Origin of the sequence: Rhodococcus sp. Q (genome assembly GCF_005503035.1) — a bacterium.
In the GTDB taxonomy this organism is placed as follows: domain Bacteria; phylum Actinomycetota; class Actinomycetes; order Mycobacteriales; family Mycobacteriaceae; genus Rhodococcus_G.
The window spans coordinates 156,090-183,065 of the sequence record NZ_SCOY01000001.1 but is presented as its reverse complement, the minus strand read 5'-3'; the positions used below and the strand labels follow the sequence as shown (position 1 = coordinate 183,065).

At 68.8% G+C, this 26,976-nt stretch carries 26 protein-coding genes; 20 read left to right on the top strand and 6 right to left on the bottom strand.

Going from position 1 to position 26,976, the window contains the following annotated elements:
- Positions 1-101 precede the first annotated feature (101 nt).
- The gene (locus tag FFS72_RS00945; RefSeq protein ID WP_137872180.1) at positions 102-1,010 is read left to right on the top strand and encodes a mechanosensitive ion channel family protein; all 909 of its coding nucleotides are present in this window, start codon (positions 102-104) and stop codon (positions 1,008-1,010) included.
- 5 nt (positions 1,011-1,015) lie between these two features.
- Here FFS72_RS00945 and FFS72_RS00940 read toward each other — a convergent pair whose 3' ends face one another.
- The gene (locus FFS72_RS00940) at positions 1,016-3,823 is read right to left on the bottom strand and encodes an FAD-binding and (Fe-S)-binding domain-containing protein (protein ID WP_137872179.1); all 2,808 of its coding nucleotides are present in this window, start codon (positions 3,821-3,823) and stop codon (positions 1,016-1,018) included.
- A gap of 271 nt (positions 3,824-4,094) precedes the next feature.
- Here FFS72_RS00940 and FFS72_RS00935 point away from each other — a divergent pair, with 271 nt between their 5' ends.
- Both FFS72_RS00935 and FFS72_RS00930 read left to right on the top strand, forming a co-directional pair.
- On the top strand, positions 4,095-4,619 hold the full coding sequence (locus tag FFS72_RS00935) for a hypothetical protein (protein ID WP_137872178.1): 525 nt from the start codon (positions 4,095-4,097) through the stop codon (positions 4,617-4,619).
- A gap of 475 nt (positions 4,620-5,094) precedes the next feature.
- Positions 5,095-5,565, top strand: a complete 471-nt coding sequence (locus FFS72_RS00930) for a hypothetical protein (RefSeq protein WP_137872177.1) — start codon at positions 5,095-5,097, stop codon at positions 5,563-5,565.
- Between the two features lie 56 nt (positions 5,566-5,621).
- Here the strand turns inward: FFS72_RS00930 and FFS72_RS00925 are convergent, their stop codons facing one another.
- Both FFS72_RS00925 and casG read right to left on the bottom strand, forming a co-directional pair.
- Positions 5,622-6,113 (bottom strand): nuclear transport factor 2 family protein, encoded by a 492-nt coding sequence (locus FFS72_RS00925; protein ID WP_137872176.1) that lies wholly within the window; start codon positions 6,111-6,113, stop codon positions 5,622-5,624.
- Positions 6,114-6,117: 4 nt separating this feature from the next.
- Positions 6,118-7,776: a steroid-24-oyl-CoA synthetase gene (gene casG, locus FFS72_RS00920; RefSeq protein WP_137872175.1), complete on the bottom strand. Its 1,659-nt coding sequence runs from the start codon at positions 7,774-7,776 to the stop codon at positions 6,118-6,120.
- Positions 7,777-8,019: 243 nt separating this feature from the next.
- Here casG and casI point away from each other — a divergent pair, with 243 nt between their 5' ends.
- The 7 genes from casI (at position 8,020) to FFS72_RS00885 (ending at position 16,207) form a co-directional block, all read left to right on the top strand.
- The gene (casI, locus tag FFS72_RS00915; RefSeq protein WP_137872174.1) at positions 8,020-9,690 is read left to right on the top strand and encodes a steroid-22-oyl-CoA synthetase; all 1,671 of its coding nucleotides are present in this window, start codon (positions 8,020-8,022) and stop codon (positions 9,688-9,690) included.
- Complete coding sequence (locus FFS72_RS00910) at positions 9,683-10,546, top strand: SDR family NAD(P)-dependent oxidoreductase (RefSeq protein ID WP_249353064.1); 864 nt, start codon at positions 9,683-9,685, stop codon at positions 10,544-10,546. The genes casI and FFS72_RS00910 overlap by 8 nt, the downstream gene beginning before the upstream one ends.
- A 34-nt stretch (positions 10,547-10,580) precedes the next feature.
- The gene (locus FFS72_RS00905; protein WP_137872172.1) at positions 10,581-11,462 is read left to right on the top strand and encodes an LLM class F420-dependent oxidoreductase; all 882 of its coding nucleotides are present in this window, start codon (positions 10,581-10,583) and stop codon (positions 11,460-11,462) included.
- A 148-nt stretch (positions 11,463-11,610) separates the two neighbouring features.
- Positions 11,611-12,741 (top strand): FtsX-like permease family protein, encoded by a 1,131-nt coding sequence (locus tag FFS72_RS00900; RefSeq protein ID WP_137872427.1) that lies wholly within the window; start codon positions 11,611-11,613, stop codon positions 12,739-12,741.
- Positions 12,738-13,421: an ABC transporter ATP-binding protein gene (locus FFS72_RS00895; RefSeq protein WP_137872171.1), complete on the top strand. Its 684-nt coding sequence runs from the start codon at positions 12,738-12,740 to the stop codon at positions 13,419-13,421. Before FFS72_RS00900 ends, FFS72_RS00895 begins: the two co-directional genes overlap by 4 nt.
- Before the next feature lie 411 nt (positions 13,422-13,832).
- Positions 13,833-15,059 carry an acyl-CoA dehydrogenase family protein gene (locus tag FFS72_RS00890; protein ID WP_137872170.1) on the top strand — a complete coding sequence of 409 codons (1,227 nt, stop codon included), beginning with the start codon at positions 13,833-13,835 and terminating at the stop codon, positions 15,057-15,059.
- Complete coding sequence (locus FFS72_RS00885; protein WP_137872169.1) at positions 15,059-16,207, top strand: acyl-CoA dehydrogenase family protein; 1,149 nt, start codon at positions 15,059-15,061, stop codon at positions 16,205-16,207. The genes FFS72_RS00890 and FFS72_RS00885 overlap by 1 nt, the downstream gene beginning before the upstream one ends.
- Positions 16,208-16,265: 58 nt before the next feature.
- Here the strand turns inward: FFS72_RS00885 and FFS72_RS00880 are convergent, their stop codons facing one another.
- Entirely contained in the window at positions 16,266-16,688 is a 423-nt protein-coding gene (locus FFS72_RS00880; protein ID WP_137872168.1) for a DnaJ family domain-containing protein, read from the bottom strand.
- A gap of 36 nt (positions 16,689-16,724) precedes the next feature.
- Complete coding sequence (locus FFS72_RS00875; RefSeq protein ID WP_137872167.1) at positions 16,725-17,288, bottom strand: helix-turn-helix domain-containing protein; 564 nt, start codon at positions 17,286-17,288, stop codon at positions 16,725-16,727.
- Between the two features lie 66 nt (positions 17,289-17,354).
- Between FFS72_RS00875 and FFS72_RS00870 the strand changes: the two genes are divergently transcribed.
- Together FFS72_RS00870 and FFS72_RS00865 are read left to right on the top strand one after the other, a co-directional pair.
- Entirely contained in the window at positions 17,355-18,047 is a 693-nt protein-coding gene (locus FFS72_RS00870; RefSeq protein WP_137872166.1) for an AzlC family ABC transporter permease, read from the top strand.
- Positions 18,044-18,367, top strand: coding sequence for an AzlD domain-containing protein (locus FFS72_RS00865; RefSeq protein WP_050064072.1), 324 nt, complete (start codon positions 18,044-18,046; stop codon positions 18,365-18,367). The genes FFS72_RS00870 and FFS72_RS00865 overlap by 4 nt, the downstream gene beginning before the upstream one ends.
- Positions 18,368-18,482: 115 nt before the next feature.
- Here the strand turns inward: FFS72_RS00865 and FFS72_RS00860 are convergent, their stop codons facing one another.
- Positions 18,483-18,914 carry a nuclear transport factor 2 family protein gene (locus tag FFS72_RS00860; RefSeq protein ID WP_137872165.1) on the bottom strand — a complete coding sequence of 144 codons (432 nt, stop codon included), beginning with the start codon at positions 18,912-18,914 and terminating at the stop codon, positions 18,483-18,485.
- A gap of 129 nt (positions 18,915-19,043) precedes the next feature.
- Here FFS72_RS00860 and FFS72_RS00855 point away from each other — a divergent pair, with 129 nt between their 5' ends.
- Genes FFS72_RS00855 through FFS72_RS00820 form a run of 8 tightly spaced genes read left to right on the top strand, consistent with a single transcriptional unit; the run spans position 19,044 to position 26,967 of the window.
- Positions 19,044-20,525: an MFS transporter gene (locus tag FFS72_RS00855; RefSeq protein WP_137872164.1), complete on the top strand. Its 1,482-nt coding sequence runs from the start codon at positions 19,044-19,046 to the stop codon at positions 20,523-20,525.
- 40 nt (positions 20,526-20,565) lie between these two features.
- The gene (locus tag FFS72_RS00850; protein ID WP_137872163.1) at positions 20,566-21,732 is read left to right on the top strand and encodes an acyl-CoA dehydrogenase family protein; all 1,167 of its coding nucleotides are present in this window, start codon (positions 20,566-20,568) and stop codon (positions 21,730-21,732) included.
- On the top strand, positions 21,729-22,667 hold the full coding sequence (locus FFS72_RS00845; RefSeq protein ID WP_137872162.1) for a bifunctional MaoC family dehydratase N-terminal/OB-fold nucleic acid binding domain-containing protein: 939 nt from the start codon (positions 21,729-21,731) through the stop codon (positions 22,665-22,667). The genes FFS72_RS00850 and FFS72_RS00845 overlap by 4 nt, the downstream gene beginning before the upstream one ends.
- Entirely contained in the window at positions 22,667-23,776 is a 1,110-nt protein-coding gene (locus tag FFS72_RS00840) for an acyl-CoA dehydrogenase family protein (protein ID WP_137872161.1), read from the top strand. Before FFS72_RS00845 ends, FFS72_RS00840 begins: the two co-directional genes overlap by 1 nt.
- Positions 23,773-24,216, top strand: a complete 444-nt coding sequence (locus FFS72_RS00835) for a MaoC family dehydratase (protein ID WP_137872160.1) — start codon at positions 23,773-23,775, stop codon at positions 24,214-24,216. Before FFS72_RS00840 ends, FFS72_RS00835 begins: the two co-directional genes overlap by 4 nt.
- Positions 24,216-25,394: a lipid-transfer protein gene (locus tag FFS72_RS00830; RefSeq protein WP_137872159.1), complete on the top strand. Its 1,179-nt coding sequence runs from the start codon at positions 24,216-24,218 to the stop codon at positions 25,392-25,394. Before FFS72_RS00835 ends, FFS72_RS00830 begins: the two co-directional genes overlap by 1 nt.
- Positions 25,394-26,191, top strand: a complete 798-nt coding sequence (locus FFS72_RS00825; RefSeq protein ID WP_137872158.1) for a MaoC/PaaZ C-terminal domain-containing protein — start codon at positions 25,394-25,396, stop codon at positions 26,189-26,191. The genes FFS72_RS00830 and FFS72_RS00825 overlap by 1 nt, the downstream gene beginning before the upstream one ends.
- A 2-nt stretch (positions 26,192-26,193) precedes the next feature.
- A complete protein-coding gene (locus FFS72_RS00820) occupies positions 26,194-26,967 on the top strand; it encodes an SDR family oxidoreductase (RefSeq protein ID WP_137872157.1) in 774 nt (257 codons plus the stop codon).
- Positions 26,968-26,976: the final 9 nt, after the last annotated feature.

Below are 26,976 nucleotides of genomic sequence, written 5' to 3'. Positions count from 1 at the left end.
ATGGTGCCCGACCTGAGCCATCGATGGTGGGATGTGACCGGCGACATGGTGCCCACGGCGGGCCCGTGGCGCTCGGTGCGACTTCCGTATGGTCGACGGCGATGATGTACCTATCGAGTTCGCTGGCATTGTCCGAGACCGCACGCTTGTGGCTGGTCGAGCGTCCCATCGAGATCGCGGTCTACGTCGTGGTCGCACTCCTGCTGAGGTTCGCGCTGCACCGAGCCATCGACCGCGCGACGCGTGAGAGACCGGGCGCGGAACCGCGATTGCTGGCACCACTCAAGGAGCGGCTTCCCGGCGGTGTGCGCGATTCGGTTGCCGCGCAGCGACGAGCACAGCGGGCCCGCACGATCGGGTCGGTCCTCAAGTCCGTCGTCTCGATCGTGACGCTCACCTGGTGTGTACTGCAGATCCTCACCAGCTTCAGTGTCAATGTCGCGCCGCTCGTCGCGTCGGCCGGTGTGGTCGGCGTCGCGCTCGGTTTCGGCGCGCAGAACCTGGTGCGGGACTTCCTCACCGGCATGTTCATGCTGCTCGAGGACCAGTACGGAGTGGGTGACACCGTCGACGTCGGCGACGCCATCGGTACCGTCGAGACGGTCGGGCTTCGGGTGACGACGATTCGCGACGTGCAAGGGACGTTGTGGTACTGCCGCAACGGAGAGATCGCCCGCGTCGGCAACATGAGTCAAGGGCATGCCGTCGCTGTGATCGACCTGCCGATCGCCCACAGTTCGGGCGTGCCGAAGGCAACGCAGGTCGCGACGGAGGCCGCGATGGCTGCGGCCGACGACGAGTCGATCGCCGACGCGGTCCTCGAAACCCCGAAGATGCTCGGCGTCAACAGCGTGACACCGGAGGCCGTGACGCTGCGCCTGACGGTGCGGGTCAAGCCGGGCCGTCAGTGGGCGGTGCAGCGGCACATCACGCAGGCAGTGCTGATGGCGTTCGACGAGAACGCCGTCGCCGCTCCACTCGCACAATTGGGGATGGCGCGGGGGAGCTGACTCGGTCAGCGCCGCAGCAGCGTCGCCAGGTGTACTCCGGTGCGCCCGGTGAGCTGCGCGGCCTGGGTACGGCACGAGAATCCGTCGGCGAGCAGGATCGCGTCGGGGTGCGCCTCCAGCGCGGGGAGCAAGGCCGTGCCCGCGACGGCGACCGAGACGTCGTAGTGGCCGCGTTCCATCCCGAAGTTCCCGGCCAGCCCGCAGCAGCCCGCGAGCTGGTGAACGGTGGCCCCTGCCCGATCGAGGAGCGCGCGGTCCGGGCGGAACCCCATGACGGCGTGCTGGTGGCAATGCGGCTGAACGACGACCTCGACACCGGTCAGATCGGGCGGTTGCCACGGTTCGTCGTCCGCGGTGGTGGCCACAGTGAGGAACTCCGCGAGGGTGGTCGTGGCGCTCGCGACCCGAGGCGAGCGTGGGTCGTCGGGAAGCAGCTCCACCAGGTCCGAGCGCAGGACCGCGGCGCAGGACGGCTCCAGGGCGACGATCGGAACCCCGGCGTCGAGGTGGGGTTCGAGTTGGTCGAGTGTCGCAGTCAATTGCTTTCGCGCGCCACCGAGTTGGCCGGTGCTGATCCAGGTGAGTCCGCAGCAGACGCGTCGCTCCGTGACGGTGACGCGGTAGCCGGAGGACTCGAGCAGGTCGACGGCGTCCCGCGCAGCGTCGGGGGTGAAGCCGTCGGTGAACGTGTCGACCCACAGCAGGACGTCACGGCCACCGGTCCGCGGCGCACGTCTGCGCCACCAGCGGCGGAAGCTCTGCGCCGCGACCTCGGGGACGTCGCGGCGAGTGTCGAGACCGGCCAGTCGCATCCCGCCGCGGCGCAGCGGTCCGACTCGCGCCAGTGCGTTCGTGAAACGCGGTGCTGCCGAAGCGATCCCGGTCCACCGGGACATCTGACCGAGGGTGTAGTGACTCATCGGTCGGAGGCGTCTCCGGTACCGGCGGTGCAGCACCTCCGACTTGTAGGTGGCCATGTCCACCCCGGCCGGGCAGTCCGACGCGCACGCCTTGCAGGACAGGCACAGGTCGAGTGACTCGGCGAGTTCTTCGGATGCGAAGCCGCCGGTGACGAGGGTGCCGTTGATGGTCTCCTGCAGCACGCGGGCCCGTCCTCGGGTGCTGTCCTTCTCGTCCCGCGTCGCCTGATAGGACGGACACATGAACCCGCCGGTCGCGCCGGAGTCGGCTCGGCACTTGCCGATTCCGACGCAGCGGTGCGCGGCGACCGACAGGTCGCCACCGTCCTCGAGCAGGGCGAAGCCGCCGGCGCCCCGGACCGGCGCGGCGGCAGGGACACGCAGATCGGCGTCCACCGCGGCGGGGTCCACCACGACTCCGGGATTGAGCGAACCGTCGGGGTCGAAGAGTGTCTTGAACCCAGCGAAGGTGGACAGCGCGGCCGGGGAGTACATGAGGGGGAGCAGTTCGGATCGCGCTCGCCCGTCACCGTGCTCTCCGGACATCGAACCGCCATGGGCAGCAACCAGCGTCGCGGCATCGACGAGGAACTCCCGGAAACGCTGCGGTGCCCGGTCGAACGGGAAGTCCAGCCGAATGTGCACGCAGCCGTCGCCGAAGTGGCCGTACAACAGTCCGTCGACCTCGTGGCCGTGCATCAGGTCGTCGAACTCGCGCAGGTACGCCCCGAGACGGTGCTGCGGGACGGCGGCGTCCTCCCAGCCCGGCCACGCGGGGTTTCCGTCGCGGGTGCGCCCGGCGAGGCCGACACCGTCGGCGCGGATACGCCACAGCGCAGCCGATTCCGGACCGGTGGGCAGTACGCGGGCGTCCAGTGCCGAGGAGGAGTGGCACAGTGCTTCGGCGGCGACGATGGCATCTGCCGTTGTGGCCCCGGCCATTTCGACGAACAGCCAGCCGGTGCCCCGGGGAAGATCGGGCACCGCGTCAGGGCCCTTGTGTCTCCGGACGACGTCGACGAGGCGGGCGTCAATGCCCTCGACCGCGAGTGGTTCGAACACCGTCAATGCGGCGGCGTCGTCGGCGGCAGTCGGCATGTCGGGGTAGCCGAGCACGGCGAGCGCGGTCGCGGCGGGCACCGGGACCAGGTCGACGGTCGCGTCGAGGATCAGACCGCAGGTGCCCTCGGTACCGACGAAGGCCTTCGCGAGCGCGTGGCCGCGCTCGGGCAGGAGGTGTTCGAGGGAGAAGCCCGATGCCTGGCGGTCGAACCGGCCCAGCTCGGTGCGCAGGGTCGCCAGGTTGGCGGCGACGAACGCGTCGAGTCCCGGGACGGCGGACAGGTCGTCGGCGAGGGTTCGCTCGACGCCGGTGGCGTCGAGGATCCTCAGCGCGCGGGTGTTGTCGGCGGTGCGTCCCCACGCCACCGCGCGCGGACCGCACGCATTGTTGCCGAGCATCCCGCCGAGCGTGCAACGGTCCTGCGTGGACGGGTCGGGGCCGAATCGCAGCCCGTGTGCTGCCGCGGCGCGCTGCAGCGTCGACAGCACCACCCCCGGCTGTACGACCGCGGTGCGGGCGTCGCCGTCGAGATCGACGATCCGGTTCAGGTGGCGGCTGAAGTCGAGAACGAGTCCGGGACCGATCGCGTTGCCCGCCACCGACGTTCCCGCGCCTCTCGCGGTCACGGGCAGACCGTGCTCGCGTCCCGTCGCGAGCGCCGCGGCCACGTCGTCGTCGGACCGTGGGAACACCACAGCTGTCGGGACGACTCGGTAGTTGGACGCATCGCTGCTGTACTCGGCACGTCTGCGGCCGGAATCGTCGACCTCGCCGTCGAGGCGAGAGCGTAGTTCCGCGACGGCGGAGGCCGTCGAATCCGAACCGGGCACGTGCTGATCCTACGGCCCCTGCATGGCGCGGCGCTTCGCTGCGACACGTGGCATCCACACCCATCCCGTTCGGTGACGATCATTCCTGGAATCAATGATCCTGATTTCGGTGATGCGACACTCAATTATTGTGTTACACACAATAATTGAGCATTCGGCCCGGTCGGTGAAAGCTCGATCGTGAAGACGTGAACAAGGCATGATGGCGGCGGGGCGCACCGAAGTAGGACCCGTTGGCTCCACCCTGCCGATATCGAGAAATGGACACACTGTGACGACATTCCGCAAGACCGCCATCCAACTCGCCGCCGTCGCCGGCCTCGGTGCCCTGGCGCTGGTCGCCAATCCGGCCGTCGGTTCCGCCGTAGTCACCGGTACCGCGACCGTGACGACCAGTGGTGACAACATTGTCGTGCGAGTGGACGGCGTCAGCTCGCCGACCCTGCAAGGCTGCGGGGTGGAAATTCAGGGAAAGGACATGTTCCCTTCAACCCTCGTACGGGGGAAGATCGCCCTCGATGGTGAGCCCGGCAGCGGCACCTTCACAACGCCCAGTTTGGGATATCAGGACCGGACGGTATTCGTCGGGTGTGATGACGCGGATGGCTCCACGGCACTCACACCCCCGGGTGGGGTGACCCTCGCGGTCAGTTACCAGGACTGGGTGCGCGGAGGATGTAAGGGTCTCGGCTCCGTCATTGCTGGTCCGTTCCCCATGGAGGAGGGCGGCCTGGCGGCAAATCTGATGTGTGCCGCAGTTGGGCTGGATGGGGCGGCCAGTTCGGGAAGTGCGTAGCGGTCCGCTCGACCCCGGCGGGCAGCTGACGGGCGGAACCACCCGTCGTTCGTATCTCTTTCTGTCGAGTGGAGCTCGTAATTGCGCGACTCCAGGGTCGGTGATGTCCTCCGTCGACCCGGCCGGGTGGTCGAGGACTCCTTGTGGTTGGCGGGCGGGTGGATGGCGACTCCGGAGTGTGAACGATGCTGTTGGACTGCTCGGAGTAGTCACGTGAAGGTGGACGCCGCTCACGTCGGGTACGACCCGGAGGCTGGAATGCAATCGGATGGATGCAATGCGGCGGTCGGTGCGGAGGAGGTGCACGGAATCATTGTGTCTAACAGAATGATTGCGCTTCCGAGGTGCTCCTGGTCGAATCCCGGAAAACCGCGAGAGGCTCGTGTCCGAGTGGGCATGATGGCAGCCGCACGTTTCGGCGCGGCATCAGATGGTGGCGTGCCGACCAACCAACCGCATGACATTGGAGACAGCAGTGAACTCCCTTCGCAAGAACACCGCCCGGCTCGGCGCGTCGACTGCTCTGGCCGCCACGGCCCTGCTCGCGCTTCCCGCGCTTGCCTCGGCCACGGTCGAGGGAACCGCGAGCGTGGACAACAGCGGGGACCGAGTGGTCGTGCAGTTCACCGGAGTGACCTCCCCGAGCCTCGACCTGTGCTGGGTCACGATCTCGAACGAGTCCCATACGGCGGCCACGGCCAACCCGGCGCTGATCCTCGGGAATCCTGGCACGGGGACCTTCGTCTCGGACGAGCTGGCCCCGGGTAAGTACCTGGTCGGGGCACTGTGCACCGACGACGACGGGACAGCCGTCCTGACCCCTGAGGGCGGAGTGCCGGTCACCATCGGGGCCTCCGGTGGCTCCCTCGGCAGTGTCGGCTCGCCGATCTCGCTCGGTAGCGGCGAAGTCGCGTTCGGCTTGCCGATCTCGCTCGGCGGCAGCTGATCGGTGCGCCGGGTCGGGCCTACGGCCCGGCCCGGCGTCCGGGTCTGTGCAGACGATCAGGGGTGTAGCAGTCGTTGTGCATGCTCCGTCAGGTCACCGGTGTGATCGATGCAGCACAGGCGCTGGGTGAACCGCCAACGGCCGTCGAGCACCGCGAACCGGTCGAAGTAGCGGCCGACGAGGATCGGCTGCAGGGGCAGTGTCTCCGTCCCCTGCAGCACCGTCACGTACGACACCGCGCTCGCCTCGGTGCTGTCGTCGGTCACCGTCACCCGGATGTTGGTGGTGACGTGCTTGGTGCGCGGTGACGGCGGGTCCCCGTGCATCCGGATGAACGCCTCGTTGGCCTGCCGGACCGCCGCGGCGTCCCGGTCGGTGACGGCACCGACGGGGTTGCCGTCCCCGTCGCCCAAACCGTAGACGGCGTCGGCGAACAGGTCCGCGACCGCATCCAGCTCACCCCGGTCGATCAGGTGCGAGTACGAGACGATCAGGTCCCGGACCGCCTCGATCGCGGCGAGCCGTTCGATTGTCTTCTCCAGGCCCATGCCGTCAGAACCTGATCTGTCCGCGCGACACCTTGCCGGTTGCATTGCGCGGCAGCGGTTCCGTCGTCAGGCGCCACCGCGACGGCACCTTGAAGTACGACAGGCGCTCCGTCGCGAACGCGCGCAATTCCTCCTCCGACACCGTGGCACCGGCGCGGACGACGACGATCGCTGCGACCTCCTGACCGAGGTCCTCGTGTGCCTCCCCGACAACCACGCACTCCACGACGTCGGGATGCTCGTCGAGGCTCTGCTCGATCTCGGTGGGGTAGATGTTCTCGCCGCCGCGCAGGATCAGGTCGGAGCGCCGTCCCGTCAGCCTCAGTCGGCCGTCGTCGATGCGGCCGAAGTCGCCGGTGTGCAGCCAGCCATCCCTGATGGCGGACGCGGTGGCCTCGGGGTTGTCCCAGTATCCGAGCATGACGTAGGGGCTGCGGACACAGACCTCGCCTTCCTCGCCGTCGGGGACCCGCTCGCCGAGAGGATCGCGGATCTCCATCGCGACACCGAAGACCGGTCGACCGAGGGTGCCGGGGAACATCTGCACGTCCATCGGGCTGGCGACGGCGATGCCGGTGCTGCACTCGGTGAGGCCGTAGCTGTCGACCAGGGAGTCCTTCGCGAACGGGACCTCTTCCCGGAGCCGCTGCTTGAACGCCACCGACGAGGGTGCGGACGCCAGCGCGAACGCGCTCAGCGAGGAGGTGTCGTATCGGCGGACGTTGCCATGCTCGATCAGCCGGGCCGCCATCGTCGGGACGGCACCCCAGTTGGTGACCTTCTCGCGTTCGATGAGCGAGAGCACCCGGTCGACGTCGAAGGCTCCCTCGTACAGGACCACGGCGCTGCCGGTCGCGAGGCGCGGGACCACGAGGTTGTGCAGGCTCGCGATGTGGAACAGCGGCGAGGTGAGCAGGTAGCGCAGATCGCTGGGGCGCGCGGGGTCGTATGCACGGCCGGCGAAGGCGTCGAGTAGTGCGTCGTTGTAGCGGTGGTAGTCGACGACGGCCAGCAGGTTCCGCTGGGAGTGCAGCGCGCCCTTCGGTTTTCCGCTGGTTCCGCTGGTGAAGAGGATGACGGCGGGATCGTCTTCGTTGACGTCGGGGGTCGACAGCTCGGCGCCGCGATGCGCGTCGATCAGCCGGGGCAGGTCCTCCTCCATCGTCAGGACGGGAACGTCGACGTCCGTTGCGGAGAGGAGGGCGGCGCGCTTCGCGTCCGCGATCAGGACTGTCGGCGTGGTCAGCCCGACGCCGTGCTCGATCTCGCGCGGCACCCACCACCCGTTCAGGCCCACCGCGATCGCCCCGAGCGACTGCGTCGCCCAGAACGCGACGACCCATTCGATGGTGTTGGCGGCGAGGATACCGACGCGGTCGCCCACGCCGATGCCGTACTCGTCGGCCAGTGCGCGCGCCAGCGCGGCGACGGCATCGGCGTGCTCGGCGAAGGTCATGCGCCTGTTCTCCGTGACGAGGTAGTCGCGGTCGCCGAAGGCGCGGGACGCCGTCAACAGTTCGTGGACGGCGTGGTTGCGGCTCCGCATCACCGGCATCCGTGCCCCGCGCACCTCCTCTTCGACCAGTTCGAAGGGGGCGTCCGGTCCGGTCAAGCGGGAGACGACTGCGGCGAGGTAAGCCTGCGGATCGGTGGAGGTGGTCATGCGGGGTGTGGCCTTTCTCACGTCCTCGAATTGCACGAAGGATCACACGGCGGAGGGGGTGCGGGGAAGGGTTTTCCACTGACCGGGACTCGGATTATCGCCTCGAAACGGCCTCGTTAGCGTCGGGACAACGCTGTTTCGGTGGCGCCGAGCGAACTCGGGCAAATGCCCCGACCGGTCCGCCGGCGGGATCTACCGTGGCACTCGCGTGTGTCGAGGGCGCCGCAGCGAAGACTCGAAGGAGTGGAAGTGGAACGCGCGACGATCGCCGAGATGCTGCTCGACCGCCTCGGGGACGAGGAACTTGGCACCCGAACCCGGGACCGGGACTGGACATGGGACGAGACGGTCCGCGAGAGTGCGGCCCGCGGCGAACTGGCACGCAGCATGCGTGGCGAGGGGCCGTTCCACATCGGTGTGCTGCTCGAGAACGTCCCTGAATTCCTGTTCTGGCTCGGGGGCGCTGCACTGTCGGGTGCGACGATCGTCGGCATCAACCCGACTCGTCGCGGCGCCGAACTCGAAGCGGAGATCCGGTACGTCGACTGCCAGCTCATCGTCACCGACTCGGACGGCATGGCGACGCTGAAGGATCTGGATCTCGGGCTGTCCGACGACCGGTTCGTGCTCGTCGACGCCCCGGACTATGCGGCGCGGGTGGACGCGCACCGGGTCGAACCGGCCGCTGATCCGGCGGTAGTGGAGGACTCCCTGTTCCTGCTGCTGTTCACCTCCGGTACCACCGGGGCGTCGAAGGCGGTGCGGTGCAGCCAGGGCCGGCTCGCACGCCTTGCGTACGCGAACAGCGCGAAGTACGGACACGTCCCGGGCGACGTCGATTACTGCTGCATGCCGCTGTTCCACGGCAATGCGTTGATGGCACTGTGGGCGCCTGCGCTGGCCAACGGCGCGACGGTGTGTCTGCCCTCCGCGCGGAAGTTCTCGGCGTCCGGCTTCCTTCCCGACGTCCGCTTCTTCGGCGCGACCTTCTTCACCTACGTCGGCAAGGCGCTGTCCTACCTGATGGCGACGCCGGAGCGGTCCGACGACATCGACAACACCCTCGTCCGCGGTTTCGGCACCGAGGCGTCCCCGGAGGACCGGGTCGAGTTCGTACGCCGGTTCGGAGCCGAACTGTTCGAGGGCTACGGCTCCTCGGAGGGCGCCGGGTCGGTACGTCTGGACCCCGATGCCCCGGAAGGGGCACTCGGCCGGCCCGCGCACGACGAGATCGCGGTCGTGAATCCCGACACCCTCGTCGAGTGCGAGCGGGCCCGGCTGGACGAGCACGGACGCGTCCTCAATCCGGACGAGGCGATCGGCGAGATGATCGACCGGGGCGGCGCCAAGCGATTCGAGGGCTACTACAAGAACGAGCAGGCCGTCGCCGACCGCATCAAGCACGGCTGGTACTGGACCGGCGACCTCGGCTACGTCGACGAGGCGGGCTTCATCTACTTCGCCGGACGCAAGGGCGACTGGATTCGTGTCGACGGCGAGAACACGTCGGCGCTGATGATCGAACGGATCCTGCGTAGGCACCCGAAGGTGATCGCCACCGGTGTGTACGCGGTCCCGGACCCGCGGTCCGGCGACCAGGTGATGGCCGCGATCGAGGTGTCGGATCCGACGGACTTCGACCCGGAGGAATTCGCGTCGTTCCTCGCGGGGCAGGACGACCTCGGCACGAAGTCGGCGCCGCGGTTCGTCCGGGTGTCGACCAACCTCCCGGTGACCGGGTCGAACAAGGTGCTGAAGCGGGAGCTGCAGGCCCAGTTGTGGCGTGGTTCCGAGCCGGTGTACCACTGGCAGGGAAGAGGTGAACCGATCTACGCCCTGATGTCCGACGATGACAAGCGTGAACTGGAAGCGCAATTCGAGGCGTCGGGCCGGCAGCGGTTCCTCGGTGTCTGACGCGCCGATCGCCGATGTCGGGACGGCCGCGCCGAGCGGTCGACCGGTCGCGCTGGTGACCGGTGCGAGTCGCGGCATCGGTAGGGAAGTGGCACTCGCCTTCGCTCGCAACGGATTCGACATCGCCCTCACTGCCCGCACGGTGCGGGAGGGTGAGGGGCGGGTCTCGCCGCGCACGCACGGTGACTCGATTCCGGTGCCGGGAAGCCTGGAGACCACCGCCGCGGAGGTGCGGGCACTCGGAGTCGACGCGCTGGCCGTGCCGATGGACCTGCTCGACGGCTCGTCGGTGCTGGCGGCGGCGAACCGGGTGCTCGAAACCTGGGGCCGGGTGGACGTGCTCGTCAACAACGCATACGCGCAGACCGCCGGGAACATGGACCGTCTGCTCGACATCGAGCTCGACGACGCAACCGCGATGATGCGCGGAAACTATCTGCATCAGCTCGCGCTGATCCAGCGAGTGCTGCCCGCGATGGTCGGTCGCGGAGCCGGTGTCCTGATCAACCTGGTGTCGGGTTCGGCGACGATGGACCCGCCCGCCGCGCCGGGGCAGGGCGGCTGGGGACTGTCGTACGCGGCGTCGAAGGCGGCGTTCGGCAGGCTCGCGGGCGCGGTGAACGCCGAGTACCGCCACCTCGGGGTGCGGGCGTTCAATCTCAGTCCCGGATTCGTGGTCACCGAGTCGGGAGTGGCGCGAGGTGGCAGCGATGCGATCGTGGGCGCCGGGTTCGACGTCGTCCCCGCGGCGGTTCCCGCCGAGGCCGCGGTGTGGCTGGCAACCGATCCGGGTGCCGACCGGTTCCTCGGCAAGGTCGTCTGGGCTCCGAAGCTGGTGGATTCGTTCGCTGCGTGACGCGCGCGGCGGAACAACGGAAAGGGTGTGTGGCGTGAAGCTGGGTGTGGTGATGCCGGTCGAACTGGGCATGGCGGGAGACCCGGAGCGGGTGCTCGAATTCGCTCGTGCGGCAGAGTCGTTGGGTTTCGACGAGATCTCGGCCGTCGAGCACGCCGTCGTGATCGGTGACACGGGCAGCGAGTACCCCTATTCGCCGACCGGAAAGTCCCACCTACCGGACGATTGCCCACTGCCCGACCCGCTGGAACTCCTCTCGTTCGTCGCGGGTGCCACCACCCGTCTCGGGCTCGCCACGGGAGTCCTGGTCGCGCCCAACCACAACCCCGTGGTCCTGGCGAAACGGCTCGCCACGTTGGATCGGCTCTCCGGAGGCCGCGCGCGGATCTGCCTGGGGGTGGGCTGGATGCGGGAGGAGATCGAGGCGTGCGGCGGCGACTTCACCCGCCGCGGCAAGGCCACGGACGAGGCGATCGCCGTGATGCGCGCACTGTGGGCGGGCGGGTCCGAGGGCGTCGACTTCGCCGGAGAGTTCTACTCCTTCTCCCGGGCGTTCTCCTACCCGAAGCCGGCGCGGCCGTCGGGTGTCCCGCTGTACATCGGCGGGCACAGCGCGGCCGCGGCCCGGCGCGCGGGACGACTCGGCGACGGGTTCCAGCCCCTCGGGCTCGGCGGGGACGACCTGACCGCCGCCGTCGGAACGATGCGGGCCGCCGCGGCCGACGCCGGGCGCGACCCGTCCGACGTCGCGCTGGTTCTCGGGGCCACACTTCCGCGGATGGACGCGTCGAAGGTCGAGTGGGCTGGGTCGCTCGGTTCCGACCGCATCCTGCTCTCCGCATCCCGGCACGCGACCACCCTCGACGCGGTGCTGGACGAGATGGCGGAGTGCTCGGCGCGGATGGGGCTTGTCTGACCGAACGAGGTAGTTACTACTGGTCGTAGTAGTCGACGTCACACATCATGCCGACGCTGTGTCGATATGATGGCGACAGCGTGTCGGCAAGATGGGTGTTCGCCTGGTCGACGGCGCACCGTCCCGTCGACCAGTGGAGATCCGAAGCATGTTCCTCGCCCTGCGCGAACTGTGGTTCGCGCGCACCCGTTTCCTCCTGATGGGGGCGGTGGTCGCGCTGATCTCCGTCCTCATGGTGATCCTCTCCGGGCTCTCCTCCGGACTGGTCGGTGACGGCGTCTCCGCCCTGCAACGGACGCCCGTCCAGGTCTTTGCCTTCGAACAGGGCACCAAGACCGACTCGGCGTTCTCGCGGTCCGTCGTCACCGAGCAGCAGGCGCAGCAGTGGCGCGACCGGCCCGACGTCGAGGACGCCGCACTGCTCGGCAACTCGATGGTCAACGCCAGAACGGGCAGCAGCACCCCCATCGACCTCACCTTGTTCGGCATCGAACCCGGATCGTTCCTCGAACCCGACGCTGCCGAGGGTGAAGGCCTGACGTCGGACACCGACATCGTCGTCAGCGCAGCCCTACGCGATCAGGGCGTCTCGCTCGGCGACACGATCATCCTGGACCGCCTCGGCACCGAACTGCACGTCGTCGGATTCACCGGCGACGACCGCACATTCGGACACGTCGACGTCGCGTACCTGCCGCTGCGCACCTGGCAGGAGGTGCATGCCGGCACCAAGTTCGGCGAAACAACCCCGGCGAGCGCCTATTCCGAAGCCAGCGTCGTGGCCATTCGCGGCATGGACGGCGCGGTTCCGGACATCGCTGCCGGCGATGCTGCTGCCGGAACGTCCGCGAAACTGCTCGACGACTCCTTCGACTCGTCACCCGGCTTCTCCGCCGAGATGATGACCATGTCGATGATCAAAACGTTCCTCTACGCGATCGCCGCGCTCGTCGTCGGCGCCTTCTTCAGTATCTGGACAGTGCAGCGCACGCGCGAACTCGCCGTCCTACGGGCCATGGGCGCCTCCACCGGATTCCTGTTGCGCGACGGACTGATCCAGGCGATCGTCGTGCTCGCCGGATCGATCGCCGTCGGCGTCGGTCTCGGTCTCGGTCTCGGCTCCGGACTCGAGGGCAGCGGCATGCCGTTCGCGCTCGAATCGGGACCGATCGCCTCGGGCGCCGTCCTGCTCGTCGTCCTCGGACTGGTGGGCGCCGCGGTCGCCATCGTCCGCGTCACCCGCGTCAACCCCCTGACCGCGCTGGGAGAGAACCGATGACCACCACCGTCACCACCACCGGCCTCGCCCTCGCCGACGTCACCCTCCGATTCGGTGACGGCGACACCACCGTCGTCGCCCTCGACCACGTCACCCTCCAGGTGCCCCGCGGCGAACTCGTCGCGATCGTCGGGCCGTCCGGTGCCGGCAAGTCCAGCCTGCTCGCCGTGGCCGGCGGCCTGAGCCAGCCGTCGAGCGGCACCGTCCACGTCGACGGCACCGATGTCACCGCGCTGCCCACCCGCGCGCTCGCCGCGCTGCGGCGCGACCAGGTCGGCTTCGTCTTCCAGTCCGGCAACCTCATTCCCGCCCTGACAGCGCGCGACCAGCTGCGGCTCGTGCCGAAGATCACCGGCCGGCCCGGTCGCGACGTCGACGAACTGCTCGACGCCGTCGGCATGAGCCACCGCGCCGACCGCAGGCCCGGACAGCTCTCCGGCGGCGAACGCCAGCGAGTCGGGATCGCCCGCGCGCTGATGGGCGACCCGTCGCTGCTGCTCGTGGACGAGCCAACCGCGGCGCTCGACCGCAAGCGCAGCCACGAGGTCGTCGAGCTGCTCGCCCGGGAAACCCACCAGGCGGGCGTCGCCACGATCATGGTCACCCACGATCACGACGTGTTGGTGCACTGCGACCGCATCCTCGAAATGGTTGACGGTCAACTGAAGCCGTACGAGTAGTTCGCTCGCGGCATCGAGCGGGACAAGCCCAGGGTTGCGGCACCGACCGTCGTTGCACCGGCAGCCCTGTCCCCGCAGCCCTTCCTGGACTCGCGGTTCGCGATGCTGCACCACGGACGCGTGCTCCCGCTGGTCGAGGCCTCGCGCAGGGCGGCCCGGGCGGGGCGGAACATGGACGCGGTGTGGACCTCCGCCCGGCCGGTCCTCGCTCGGTAGCCCAGAAGCGCACAAATGGAAGCGAAATGCCGTTCGCATGTTTCTGCTGTCCTGGGGCCAGTTCCGAACCTCCTCCCCAGATCGAAGGGCTATTGGTCGGCGCGCCGATCTCGTGATTGACGCATCCAATCATGCGAAGCTAGATTAACTTCCTGGCCGCGGCCGACCGGTCGACATGCAAGCGAGGGAGTGCAGATGGATTTGGCGTGGTCCGCGGACGACGCGGCGTTCCGTGATGAGGTCGTTGCCTTTCTCGACGAGAAGCTGACGCCCGAACTGCGGCAGTCCGGCCGACTGATGACGAGTGTCTACTCGGATCACGAAGCGAGCATGGAATGGCAGCGCATCCTGCACGAGCGCGGCTGGGCCGCGCCTGCATGGCCGGTCGAGCACGGTGGCTGCGACTGGAGCCTGACCCAGCACTACATCTTCAGCCGGGAATCCGTTCTCGCGGGTGCTCCGTCGCTGTCGCCCATGGGCATTCGGATGGTCGCGCACGCGATCGTGGCCTTCGGAACCCAGGAGCAGAAAGACTACTTCCTGCCCGGCATCCTCACCGGCGACGTGTTCTTCTGCCAGGGCTACTCCGAGCCGGAGGCCGGATCGGACCTGGCGTCGCTGTCGATGGCGGCCGTCGACGACGGCGACCACCTCATCTGTACCGGCAGCAAGATCTGGACCACGCACGCCACCGAGGCGAACTGGATGTTCTGCCTGGTGCGCACCACCCGCACCGACCGCAAGCAGCAGGGCATCACCTTCCTGCTCGTCGACATGACCACCCCGGGCATCGAGATCCGTCCGCTCGTCATGTCGTCCGGCGAGGAGGTGCAGAACCAGGTCTTCTTCGACCAGGTCCGCGTTCCCAAGTCCAACGTCATCGGCAAGATCGACGACGGCTGGACCGTCGCGAAGTACCTGCTGCTGTTCGAGCGTGGCGGCGGAGCGGCGGCACCCGCACTGCAGGTCATGGCCGAGTCCGTCGCCGACGCCGCCGCGCAGCAGCCCGGCCCGAACGGCCGCCCTCTCATCGAGGACCCGGCCTTCGCCGCGAAGCTCGCCGAAGCCCGCATCCGGACGAAGGTGCTCGAGATCCTCGAGTTCCGCACCCTCTCCGCCGGTGTCGACGTCAACGGCGCCGCGTCGTCGATGCTCAAGGTCCTCGCGACCGAACTCAGCCAGCGCATCACCGAAATCGCACTCGAGGCAGCCGGTCCGCGCGGACGGGTGTACCAGCCGCACGCCACCGCGCCCGGCGGCCCGATCGCCGACTTCGTCGTCCCCGAGGGCGGCTACGTCAGCGGGCAGCCGTGGCAGGCCGTCGCGCCGCTGCGGTACCTCAACGACCGAGCCGGCTCGATCTACGCCGGTAGCAATGAGATTCAGCGGAACATTCTCGCCAAAGCAGCATTGGGGCTCTGATGGACTTCTCCCTGACCAAAGAACAGGAACTTCTCCGCGACGGACTGACCAAGTTCCTCGCCGCCCGCTACACCCTCGAGGAGAGCCGTGCCGCCGCGAAAACCGGCATCGGTTGGCAGCCCGAGATCTGGCGTAGCTTCGCCGAGGAACTCGGCATCCTCGGCGCCACCCTGCCCGAGGAGAACGGCGGACTCGGCGGCGGCGCAGTCGAACTGATGATCGTGACCGAGGCGCTCGGCCAGGCACTCGTCGTCGAGCCGTTCGTCGACACCGTCGTCATCGGCACCGGACTGCTGCGGCGCGCAGGCGGTGACCGCGCGGCCGAGATCATCGGCGAGATCGTCGAAGGCAACGCCATCACCGCATTCGCCGCGCTCGAGGCCACGTCCGGCGACAACTACGCCGAGGTGACGACCACCGCCCGCCGCGACGGTGACGAGTGGGTGCTCAGCGGCACCAAGATCGTCGTCACCAGCGCACCGCTCGCGAGCCACCTGCTGGTCACCGCCCGCACCTCGGGCGATCAGCGCGACACCGACGGCATCTCGTTGTTCGTCGTTCCCCTCGGTCTCCACAGCCTGCCCGGGCTGGACAGTCACAGCTTCCGCACCGTCGACGACCGTCAGGCCGCGGACATCACGTTCACCGACCTGCGACTGCCCGCCGATGCGCTCCTCGGAGTCGAAGGCGGCGCGCTGCCGTCGATCGAGTACGCCATCGACGAGGCAACCGCGGCGATCGCGTCCGAGGCCGTCGGCCTGATGCGCAAGGTCCTCGCCGACACCGTCGAATACGCCAAGCAGCGCAAGCAGTTCGGGCAGGCGATCGGCACCTTCCAGGTGCTCCAGCACCGCATGGTCGACATGTACATGGAAGTCGAGCAGTCCGTGGCCGCCGTGTACCTGGCGATCCTCAACCTCGATGCCGCCCCTGTCGACCGTGCGCTCGCCGTCTCCGCAGCCAAGGCGACCATCGCGCGCGCCGCACGCTTCGTCGGACAGAACGCGGTCCAGTTGCACGGCGGCATGGGCATGACCGAGGAACTGGCCATCGGCCACTACTTCCGGCGCCTGACCGTCATCGAGCACGAGTTCGGCTCCGCCGACCGGCACATCGCGCGGTTCGCGGCGCTCACCGCAAACCGGTAACGATCCCCGGCGGTTCCCTGATGTCACATTGGGTCACTTCACGAACCCCGATGTGACATCAGGGAACTCGTGTTTGTGGGGGTAGGCGCCTGGCGCGCCACGCGGCGACGGTGGCGTCGGCGTCCACCCTGTGGACGGGAACGATCGGTGCGCTCGGCGCGCGGATGTAGTCGGCGATGCGACGGTTCAGGTCCGCGACGTGGTCGCGAACGTCCCGCTCGCCGAGTAGATCGGCGACGGTCTCAGGGAGTCGCTCGATCTCGCGTCGCAGTTGCAGTGACGCCGGCAGCAGCGCCTCGGTGGACAGGCCCTCGGCCGCGAGTTTGCGCTTGACCCACCATAATTCGTCGGTGTCGGCGACATGTGGCAGCGGCTTGCCTGCACCTTCGAGGTTGTCGAAGTCGCCGCGCTCCTGAGCGAGCCGGATCTGCCGTTCGACCCACGACTCGAACGGGACGTCCCACGGTTTCCGCTCCGTCATCCGTCCATTGTGCGCCCGCGCGATCCCGTCCGAACCTCACGTGTGCTCGGACACCAGTACCGCGCGGGTGCCGGGCTCGAGGGCCTGGAAGATGTGCGCGACGTCGCCGGGGTAGGCGATGTAGTCGCCGGCGCCGAGTTCGACCGGATCCTCGCGGAGTCCGACGAGGGCGCGGCCGGCGCTGACGATGACGTGCTCGACGACGCCCGGCAGGTGCGGCTCCGATTCGCGCGGGGGCCCGGGTTCGACGTCGAGGCGGTAGATGTCACGGCGCGCATTGGGCGGGCAGGACGCGACGAGGGTGACCTGGTAGTCGGTGCGTTCGGAGTACAGCACGGGGCCTTCCCCGGCGCGGATCACCTGGACGCGGGGTCGCGGCGGGTCCACGAGCTGCGCGAACTGGATGTCGAGCGCGACGCTCAGCGCCCACAGGGTTTCGACGCTCGGGTTGCCGGTGCCCGCTTCGAGCTGCGACAACGTGGACTTGGCGATGCCGGCGCGTCGGGCGACCTCGGTCAGGGACAGTCCGGCACGGTCGCGTTCGCGGCGCAGCGAGCCTGCGATGACGTCGAGGGGTGCCTTGCTGCCGTCCGCTGCCATCTGTTCACTGTATCGGCTTATTTGTTCGCCTTGACGAACGATGGCAGAACGTTCACTATAAAGATCATGCGTTCGATCTGGCGAACAATCGATGGTGGTCTCCGCCGGGACATCGCACTGGTGTCCCTCGCGGACGGACTCGTCGGGATCTCGTACGGCGCGATCGCCGTCGGACTCGGCTTCGCGCCCTGGGTGCCGGTGCTGATGTCCGTGGTCGTCCTCGCAGGTGCGTCCGAGTTTCTCTTCGTCGGCATCGTCGCGGCAGGCGGCAGCCTCCTCGCCGCCCTCGCGGGTGGGCTGATCGTCAATGCCAGGCACCTCCCGTTCGGCCTCGCCGTCGGTGACACCGCAGGCCGCGGCTGGCGCCGGGGCCTCGGAGCCCACCTCCTCAACGACGAGAGCACCGTCTTCGCCCTCGGTCAGGCCGATCCGCGGCGCAGGCGGGCCGTGTTCTGGCTGAGCGGAATCGGGATCGGCGTCTGCTGGCCGCTCGGTGCCCTGATCGGCGCGACGGCGGGCAGCCTCATCGACGACATCGACGCCTTCGGGCTCGACGCCATGTTCCCGGCCGTGCTGATCGCGCTCGTGCTTCCCGCTCTCCGGGACCGCGCGACCGCGAAGGTGGCCCTGCTCGGGGCCGCGATCGCCGTCGCCGCGACCCCCTTCCTGCCGACCGGCGTTCCCGTGCTCCTCGCCCTCGCGGCACTCGTCGCGCTGATCTGGATCAAGCCTGGCCAACCCGAGGCGGTGCCCGCATGACCGCGACCCTGCCGCTGGTGGTGGCCGTACTGATCCTCGCCGCGGGCACGTTCGCGTTCCGGTTCGCGGGCCCGGCGCTGCGTGCGCGGGGCGTCGTCCCGGACCGGCTCGAATCCGTGCTGGCCGTCGGCGCGGTGGTGCTGCTCGTCGCGGTCGCGGTGACCAATGCGGTCACCGAGGACGGCGGCGTCGCGGGTATCGCGCGCCCCGCGGGTGTCCTGGTCGGTGGTGTCCTGGCGTGGCGGAAGGCGCCGTTCGTCGTCGTCATCCTTGCCGCCGCCGCGACCGCCGCGGTCCTGCGCCTGCTCGGTGTCCCCTGACCTCGAGGTCCCGACACGCCTGCACTTCCTGAATGGCCCATCCATTCAGTCCAACTGAATGGATGGGCCATTCAGGAAGAAGCGGCGGGAGCCCGGAAGGGAACGGCGGCGGAAATCAGGGGAGGGTGACGGCGCGGTCCTCGGTGAAGTCGACGGCGAGCGCCCGTCGGGCGATCAGCCAGCGGCCGTCCACTCGCCGGTAGGTGTCCAGGTAGCGGATCGCGACGGCGTTGTCCCGCGCCGCGCCGTCCCGGCCGACGTACAGGTGATGGGCGAGGCAGTACACGACCGCGGACGCATCGTCCTCCACGACGTCGACGACCACCTGGTGCACGGCGTGGTGCGTGCCCTTCAGGTGTGCGGTGGCGCCGAGGACGGCGGCTGCGATGGCGGCCGCGCCGACCGTCACGACCTCGCCTGCACCGCGGGTCAGCGCCGGCGGTTGGACGAACTCGGCGTCGGAGGTGAACAGTGCCGCCACCCCGTCCGCGTCCCGGGTGTCGACGGCGACGGCGTACCGTCCGGGGAGGTCGAACGGTTCGTTCATGTGAACGATTATGCGGATGACTGACGGGACTGGGGCTCGGAATCCGGTGAGCGGGAAATCGTTCCCGCCCCAGAACTTCCGTGTCATAGTCTCGATTACTGAAGCTAAATAGTTGCAGGGAGTGTGCCAGTGACGACAGCAGTGCGCGGGGGACGCGCGTCCGCCCGGCTCGTCGTCGTCGCCCTGGCGTCCTGCGGCATCGTGGTGTCGCTGATGCAGACCATCGTGATGCCGCTGCTCCCCGAGTTCCCGCGACTGCTGAACACCACCCCCGGTGGTGCGGCGTGGCTGGTGACCGCGAATCTCATCGCAGGCGCGGTCTGCGCTCCCGTCCTCGGACGTCTCGGCGACATGTACGGCAAGCGGCGACTGCTGCTCGTCGCGCTGGCCGTCATGGCGGCGGGCAGTCTGCTCGGGGCGGTGTTCGACACCTTCACCATGGTGCTCGTCGCCCGGGCGTTGCAGGGCGCCGCGATGGGGGTGGTGCCCCTCGGCATCAGCATCATGCGTGACGAGTTGCCCGCGGAACGGGTCGCGGGCGGGATCGCGCTGATGAGTTCGACGTTGGGTGCGGGCGGTGCGATCGGGTTGCCGCTGACCGGTGTGGTCGCCGAACACTTCAGCTGGCACTGGCTCTTCGGCGGCGCCGCCGTCGTGGGGCTGCTGGGGATGCTGGCGATCTGGTGGGTGGTGCCGGAGTCGCCGGTCCGCTCCGGCGGCAAGTTCGACCTCGTCGGTGCGGTCGGGCTGTCGGCCGCCCTGGTGTGCCTGCTGCTCGCGATCACGCAGGGCAACGGGTGGGGCTGGGGCAGCCCCCCGGTGCTGGGCCTGTTCGCGGCGGCGACCGTGCTGTTCGCCGCGTGGGGTGTGTACGAGATGCGGTTGGCGCCACCCGGCAAGGAGGCCGTACGGCAGCCGCTCGTGGATCTGCGGGTGTCCGCGCGCAGGCAGGTGCTGCTGACGAACATCGCCTCCGTCCTCGTCGGGTTCGCGATGTTCACGTCGTTCATGGTGAGCGCCCAGATCTTCCAGGCTCCCGAAGACACCGGCTACGGATACGGCATGTCGTTGACGCTCAGCGGTCTCGCCCTGCTGCCCGGTGGTCTCGCGATGATCGCGTTCTCCCCGGTGACCGCCCACCTGTCGCGCAGTCGCGGGCCGCGGATCACCTTCCTGATCGGGACGACGATCCTGGTCATCTCCAACTTCACCCGTGCCGTCACGCCCCACCAGTTGGTGATCGTGATCGTCGCGACGACGGTGACGTCGATCGGTGCCGCGCTCGCCTACGGCGCGATCCCGTCGATGATCATGCGGGCCGTCCCGGTCTCGGAGACCGCGGCCGCGAACAGCCTCAACGCGCTCGCGCGGTCGCTGGGCACGTCGACGTGCAGCGCGGTGGTCGCAGCTGTCACGACGGCGTCGGTGATGACGGTCGCGGGGGTCGAGTTCCCCACCCACACGGCGTATGCGGTGGTGTTCGGGATCGGTTCGGCCTCGGCGTTGGTGGCCGTCGTCGTCGGCCTGTTCGTTCCGCGTGACCGGGCACCCGAGGCCGGGAATCTACCGCTCAGTGAGACCCGACAGGACCGCGTCGACATCACTCCGTAACGTCCGACCTGGTGGGAACGCCAGGAATGGGAGATGTGCGATGGAGTTGAGGGAGTCGGCGTCGCAGCTGGAGCTGCGACGGGAACTGCGCGCGTACTTCGCGGGCCTGCTGCCGGAGGAGAAGCGGCGCACGGCGGGCGAGCAGGGCGTCGGTGGCGAGCACTTCCGGGAGGTCGTCAGCCTGCTCGGCGCGGACGGCTGGCTCGGCATCGGCTGGCCGACGGAGTACGGCGGACAGGGCCGGTCCATCGAGGAACAGTTCGTGTTCTTCGACGAGGTGCAGCGCGCCGGACTGCCGTTCCCGTTCGTCACGGTCAACACCGTCGGACCCACCCTCATGAAATACGGCACCGAGGAGCAGAAGGCCCGCTTCCTGCCCGGCATCCTGTCCGGTGACATCGTCTTCGCGATCGGCTACACCGAGCCGGAGGCCGGTACCGACCTCGCCTCGCTCAAGACCCGCGCCGTCCGCGACGGCGACGAGTGGGTGATCGACGGCAACAAGATCTTCACCTCCGGCGCGAACACCGCCGACTACGTGTGGCTCGCGTGCCGCACGGACCCCGACGCCCCGAAGCACAGGGGCATCTCGATCATGGTCGTGCCGACCGACGACGCGGGATTCTCGTGGTCACCCATCCCCACCGTCGGCGGCCTGACCGTCACCTCGACGTACTACAGCGGGATTCGCGTCGCCGACGAGAACGTCATCGGCGACGTCAACGGCGGTTGGCAGCTGATCGCCGCCCAGCTCAACCACGAACGCATCGGGCTCGCCGCGATCGGTGGTCGCACCTACGGACTGTGGCATCAGGTCCTCGACTGGGCCAAGGAGAACGGTGCCATCGAGATTCCCTGGGTGCAGCAGGAATTCGCGCGGACCCACGCCAAGCTCGAGGCCATGCGCCTGCTGAACTGGAAGATGACGGCCGCCGTCGCCGCCGACACCCTGTCCGGCGCCGACGCGGGCGCCACGAAGGCGTACGGCACCGAGACCCACATCGACGTGTACCGGACGCTGCTCGGCATCCTCGGCGCCGCCGGACGTATCCGTCCCGAGTCGCCGGGTGCCCTGCTGGCCGGGCAGATCGAGCAGATCTCGCGGCAGGGCATGGTCAACACCTTCGGCGGCGGCGTCAACGAGGTCCTTCGCGACATGGTCGCGACGATGGGCCTCGGTCTGGTCCGGGAGAAGAGGGTCAAGTGAGCGACTTCCTCACCACCCTCAAGGCATTCGAGGGCAAGACCCTGACCCCGGAGACGTGGGGGCCCGACGAGGTCAACACGCCGATGATCCGGCACTGGGTGGAGACGATGGGTGACACCAACCCCATCCACCTGGACGACGACGCGGCCCGCGCCACCGGTCGTGACGGCGCCGTCGCGCCCGCACTCATGACGCAGGTGTGGACGATGCGCACCTTCGCCGACAAGATGGCGAACAACGACCCGTCGCAGGTGTGGACCGACCTGATCGGCACCCTCGACACCGCCGGATTCACCTCGGTCGTCGCGACCGACTCGGACTTCGAGTTCTTCGCCGAACTCCGTCCCGGTGACCGGGTGTCGCTCACCGAGGTGATCGAGTCGATCTCCGAGGAGAAGACCACCGGACTCGGCGTCGGGCACTTCGTCACGACACTGAAGACGTACTGCAACGGCGGCGGAGACGTTGTCGCGACACAGCGCTGGCGCACACTGCGTTTCACACCGAAGGCGGCAGGCAAGCCGAAGGGGCTGCGTCCGCGCCCGGCCCTCAACGCGGACAACGCGTTCTGGTTCGAGGCCGCGAAGGAGCACCGTCTGGTGATCCAGCGTTGCACGGCCTGCGGCACGCTGCGTCACCCCACCGGACCGATGTGCGGGACCTGCCGGTCGCTGGACTGGGACACCGTCGACGCCTCGGGCCGCGGCACCGTCTACAGCTTCGTCGTCAACCACCACCCGCAGATCCCCGGATTCGAGTACCCGCTCGTCGTCGCGACGATCGAACTCGAGGAGGGCACCCGTCTGATCGCGAACATGACGGGCGTCGCACCGGACGAGGTCGAGATCGGCATGCCGGTGGAACTGGACTGGATCGACGCCGACCCGGATCTGACGCTGCCCGCGTTCCGGCCGGCCGCACGTGAGGAGTACTGATGGACTTCACCTTCAGCGAAGAGCAGGAAGCCGTTCGCACCCTCGCAAGCGAGGTGTTCACCAGCAAGGCGGGAATCGACCGGGTCAAGGAGGTCGAGCGGAGCGACGAGCGGATCGACCGCGACCTGTGGCGTGAACTCGCCACCACGGGCTTGCTCGGGATCGCGCTGCCCGAGGATCTCGGCGGCGGTGGCCTCGGGCTGGCCGAGCTGTACGTGCTGCTCGAACAGCAGGGCAGGCACGTTGCGCCGGTGCCGATCTGGCCGGTGACGGCGGCCGCGCTCGCGGTCGCCGAGTTCGGCACGGACGCCCAGCGCGCCGCGTTGGTTCCCGGTGTCGCCGACGGCAGCGAATTCCTGACGGTCGGGCTCGAGGAGTTCGGTCCCTACACCGACGCACCGCGGACCACGGCGACCGAGACCGACGGCCGGTGGACGCTCACGGGAGCGAAGGCCGTCGTCCCGATCACCCACGTCGCGCATCGCGCGATCGTCTCGGCCGCAACCGAGACCGGTGCGGCGCTGTTCGTCGTCGACCTTGCCGCCGAGGGTGTCTCGATCGAGCAGACCCAGTCCACCGACTGGACGATCTGCGGGAACGTCACCCTCGAGTCCGCGCCCGCCGAACTTCTCGGACCGGCCGACGGCACCACCGCGCAGTGGCTGGTCGATCGCGTCGAGCTGGCTCTCGCCGCTATCCAGATCGGAGTGGGTTCCGGCGCCGTGGAGCAGGCCGTCACCTACCTCAACGGCAGGCACCAGTTCGGGCGTCCGCTCGCGACGTTCCAGGCGGTCGGACACCAACTCGCCGACTGCTACATCGACCTCCAGGCGATGAGCGTCACCCTGTGGCAGGCCACGCAGAACCTCGCGGACGGCGCGGATCCCGGAACCTCCGTCCTCGTGGCGAAGTGGTGGGCCACCGACGGCGGTCAGCGGGTCGTGCACCGCACCACACACCTGCACGGCGGCATGGGTGTCGACACCGACTACCCGGTGCACCGGCACCTGTTGTGGGGCAAGCAGATCGGTGCAACCCTCGGCGGGTCGGCATCGGATCTGGCGCGTCTCGGTGCCCAGCTCGCCGCCGGGGTCGAGGTCGCCGGATGACCGCGACGATCGATCGGACCGGCCGCGGCTACGACGACATCGCGGTCGGTGACGTGCTTCCCGAGTTGGCGATTCCGCTGACGCGCACGCTGATCGTCGCGACGGCCCTCGCCACCCGCGACTTCCAGGACGTGCACCACGACCCCGATCTGGCGCGCGAGCGAGGTTCGAAGGACGTGTTCATGAACATCCTCACCAGCAACGGGCTGGCGGGACGATTCGTGACGGACTGGGCGGGACCGCATGCGGCGGTGCGCCGCGTGAAGATCCGCCTCGGTGCCCCGAACTATCCGGGCGACACGATGACGATGACCGGTGAGGTGGTCGCGAAGGACGACGGCCTGGTCGAGGTGAAGGTCGTGGGTGCGAACAGCCTCGGCAATCATCTGTCCGGAACCGTCACCGTGTCGTACCCCGCCAGCGAAGGGAAGGACGTCTGATGGCCGTCAGTCCGCTCTCCGGTGCCGCCGCGATCGTCGGTATCGGTGCCACCGAGTTCTCCAAGAATTCCGGTCGCACCGAGCTGCAGCTCGCGTGCGAGGCTGTCACCGCGGCCCTCGCCGACGCAGGCATCGACCCGTCCGAGGTCGACGGCTTGACCACCTTCACGATGGAGACGAACGGCGAGATCCTCGTCGCCCGCAACTGTGGGCTGGGGGAGCTGAAGTTCTTCTCCCGCATCGGCTACGGCGGCGGCGCCGCGTGCGCGTCGGTGCAGCAGGCGGCGATGGCCGTCGCGACCGGTGTCGCCGAGGTCGTGGTCGTGTACCGCGCGTTCAACGAACGCTCCGGCATGCGTTTCGGCCTGGGTCAGCACGACCGCCCGATGGACAGCACGGCCGATCGGGCGGCGTACGCCTGGCTCACCCCACAGGGCCTCTCGACTCCCGCTCAGTGGGTCGCGATGTTCGCTCGACGCTACATGCACCAATACGGTGCGACGAGTGAGGATTTCGGACGGGTCGCGGTGGTCGCCCGTAAGCACGCCGCCAACAACCCCGCAGCATGGTTCCACGGGAAACCGATCACGCTCGAGGACCATCAGAACTCCCGGTGGATCGCCGAGCCGCTGCACCTGCTCGACTGCTGCCAGGAGACCGACGGTGGTCAGGCCCTCGTCGTCGTTTCGGCCGAACGTGCCAAGGACCTGCGCCACACGCCCGCGATCGTCAAGGGCGCCGCGCAGGGCAGTGGCAAGGACCAGCACATGATGGCGAGCTACTACCGCCCCGACATCACCGGCATCCCGGAGATGGGACTCGTCGGACGCCAGCTGTACGCGCAGGCCGGCCTGACGCCGGACGAGATCGATGCGGCGATCCTCTACGACCACTTCACCCCGCTGGTGCTCCCGCAGCTCGAGGAGCTCGGATTCTGTGGCCCCGGTGAGGCCAAGGACTTCATCCGCGCGGGCAACCTGGAGATCGGTGGCCGGTTGCCGAGCAACACCCACGGTGGTCAGGTGGGCGAGGCGTACCTGCACGGCGTCAACGGGATCGCCGAAGGTGTCCGACTGGTCCGCGGCACGTCCACCAACCAACCCGACAACGTCGAGAACGTGATCGTCACGGCGGGAACCGCGGTTCCCACGAGCGGTCTGATCCTGGGAGCAGCCTGATGACAACGACTCTGGATGCGGGAAGCTGGCGGGGCACCGACCTCGGCACCCGGACCGTGAGCTACACCGAACGCGACGCGATCCTCTACGCGCTCGCCGTCGGTGCGAAGGCGACCGACCTGGACCTCGTGATGGAGGACCGGCTGCGGGTGCTGCCGACATTCGCGCTGACACTCGCGCAGTGGGCGCCCGACGAACTGGGCTCGCGCGGCGCGTTCGACACCAAGACCGCGCTGCACGGCTCGCAGGAGTTGACGGTGCTCGCCCCGCTGCCGCGCTCCGGTGAGATCGCGTTGTCGGCCCGTGTCGGTGAGGTGTGGGACAAGGGGGCCGCCGCCGTGTTCGAGGTGGTCGTCGAGAGCGACTACTTCGTCGCGACATGGTCGCTGTTCGCGCCCGGCTACGGAGGATTCGGCGGTGAGAGAGGGCCGTCGAAGCCCGCGGGCCCGTCCGGCGATCCCACCGTGACCACGGACCTGGTGACCGCCGGGAACCAGACGGCGCTCTACCGGTTGCTCGGCGACATGCACCACATCCACATCGACCCGGTCGCCGCCGCGGTGATCGGGCAGCCCCGCCCGATCATGCACGGACTGTGCACCCTGGCGGCGAGCACGCTGCCGCTGGCCCGCGAACTGGGCTCACACCCCGCGGACCTGGCACAGCTGTCGGGACGCTTTGCCGCCCCGATGTTTCCGGGCGACACGCTGCCGCTCCGCGGCTGGCTCGGGGACGGCGGCGTCGACTTCGAGGTCGGCGGCGCGATCACCGGCGCCCACGCCCGATTCGAGGCGTAGGCATGGACAATCCGGCAGACTTCGCAAGTAAGGCGGTGCTGATCACCGGCGGCACCAAGGGCATCGGCCGCGTCGTCGCCGAGACGTTCCTCGCCGCCGGAGCCGACGTCACCGTCTGTGCTCGCAGTGCCCCCGACAGTGAGATCGAGAGCGGTGGTCGCCGAGCACATTTCGTCTCCGTCGACGTCCGCGACGCCGACGCGGTGAAGGCGATGGTCGATGCTGCGCACGCACGGATGGGCCGACTGGACGTTCTGGTCAACAACGCGGGCGGTTCACCCGACGCGGACGCCGCGACGGTCTCGCCCCGGTTCGTCGACAAGATCGTCGCGTTGAACCTGTTGGCGCCCTTCTACGTTGCGCAGGCCGCGAACGCGGTGATGCAGCAGCAGGACACCGGCGGCGCGATCGTCAACATCGGTTCGGTGTCGGCGCACGACCCGCAACCCGGCACCGCCGCGTACTCCGCGGCGAAGGCAGGCCTGCTGATGCTGACGAAGGCACTCGCGCTGGAGTGGGCGCCGAAGGTCCGCGTCAACCACATCACGACCGGACTGATCCGCACCGAGGCCGCGGCGTCGGTGTACGGCGAGGACGGCGGTGCCGCGGTCACCCGCACCCTGCCGATCGGCCGGATGGCGGTGCCGTCGGACATCGCAGGCGCCTGCCTGTTCCTCGCCGGACCGCTGTCGGCGTACGTCAACGGCGCCGACATCGCCGTCCACGGCGGCGGCGAGTACCCGGCCCGCTACCTGGCCACCCACCCCGAAATCTGATCGGAGCAC

Bases quoted from the DNA above. Each gene is read 5' to 3' on its own strand.
- FFS72_RS00840 (WP_137872161.1), top strand. From the start codon at position 22,667: ATGGACTTCACCTTCAGCGAAGAGCAGGAAGCCGTTCGCACCCTCGCA.
- FFS72_RS00900 (WP_137872427.1), top strand. From the start codon at position 11,611: ATGTTCCTCGCCCTGCGCGAACTGTGGTTCGCGCGCACCCGTTTCCTC.
- FFS72_RS00820 (WP_137872157.1), top strand. From the start codon at position 26,194: ATGGACAATCCGGCAGACTTCGCAAGTAAGGCGGTGCTGATCACCGGC.
- FFS72_RS00865 (WP_050064072.1), top strand. From the start codon at position 18,044: ATGACCGCGACCCTGCCGCTGGTGGTGGCCGTACTGATCCTCGCCGCG.
- FFS72_RS00830 (WP_137872159.1), top strand. From the start codon at position 24,216: ATGGCCGTCAGTCCGCTCTCCGGTGCCGCCGCGATCGTCGGTATCGGT.
- FFS72_RS00870 (WP_137872166.1), top strand. From the start codon at position 17,355: ATGCGTTCGATCTGGCGAACAATCGATGGTGGTCTCCGCCGGGACATC.
- FFS72_RS00825 (WP_137872158.1), top strand. From the start codon at position 25,394: ATGACAACGACTCTGGATGCGGGAAGCTGGCGGGGCACCGACCTCGGC.
- FFS72_RS00875 (WP_137872167.1), bottom strand. From the start codon at position 17,288: ATGGCAGCGGACGGCAGCAAGGCACCCCTCGACGTCATCGCAGGCTCG.
- FFS72_RS00860 (WP_137872165.1), bottom strand. From the start codon at position 18,914: ATGAACGAACCGTTCGACCTCCCCGGACGGTACGCCGTCGCCGTCGAC.
- FFS72_RS00925 (WP_137872176.1), bottom strand. From the start codon at position 6,113: ATGGGCCTGGAGAAGACAATCGAACGGCTCGCCGCGATCGAGGCGGTC.
- FFS72_RS00835 (WP_137872160.1), top strand. From the start codon at position 23,773: ATGACCGCGACGATCGATCGGACCGGCCGCGGCTACGACGACATCGCG.
- FFS72_RS00850 (WP_137872163.1), top strand. From the start codon at position 20,566: ATGGAGTTGAGGGAGTCGGCGTCGCAGCTGGAGCTGCGACGGGAACTG.
- FFS72_RS00945 (WP_137872180.1), top strand. From the start codon at position 102: ATGATGTACCTATCGAGTTCGCTGGCATTGTCCGAGACCGCACGCTTG.
- casG (WP_137872175.1), bottom strand. From the start codon at position 7,776: ATGACCACCTCCACCGATCCGCAGGCTTACCTCGCCGCAGTCGTCTCC.
- FFS72_RS00885 (WP_137872169.1), top strand. From the start codon at position 15,059: ATGGACTTCTCCCTGACCAAAGAACAGGAACTTCTCCGCGACGGACTG.
- FFS72_RS00890 (WP_137872170.1), top strand. From the start codon at position 13,833: ATGGATTTGGCGTGGTCCGCGGACGACGCGGCGTTCCGTGATGAGGTC.
- FFS72_RS00895 (WP_137872171.1), top strand. From the start codon at position 12,738: ATGACCACCACCGTCACCACCACCGGCCTCGCCCTCGCCGACGTCACC.
- FFS72_RS00880 (WP_137872168.1), bottom strand. From the start codon at position 16,688: ATGACGGAGCGGAAACCGTGGGACGTCCCGTTCGAGTCGTGGGTCGAA.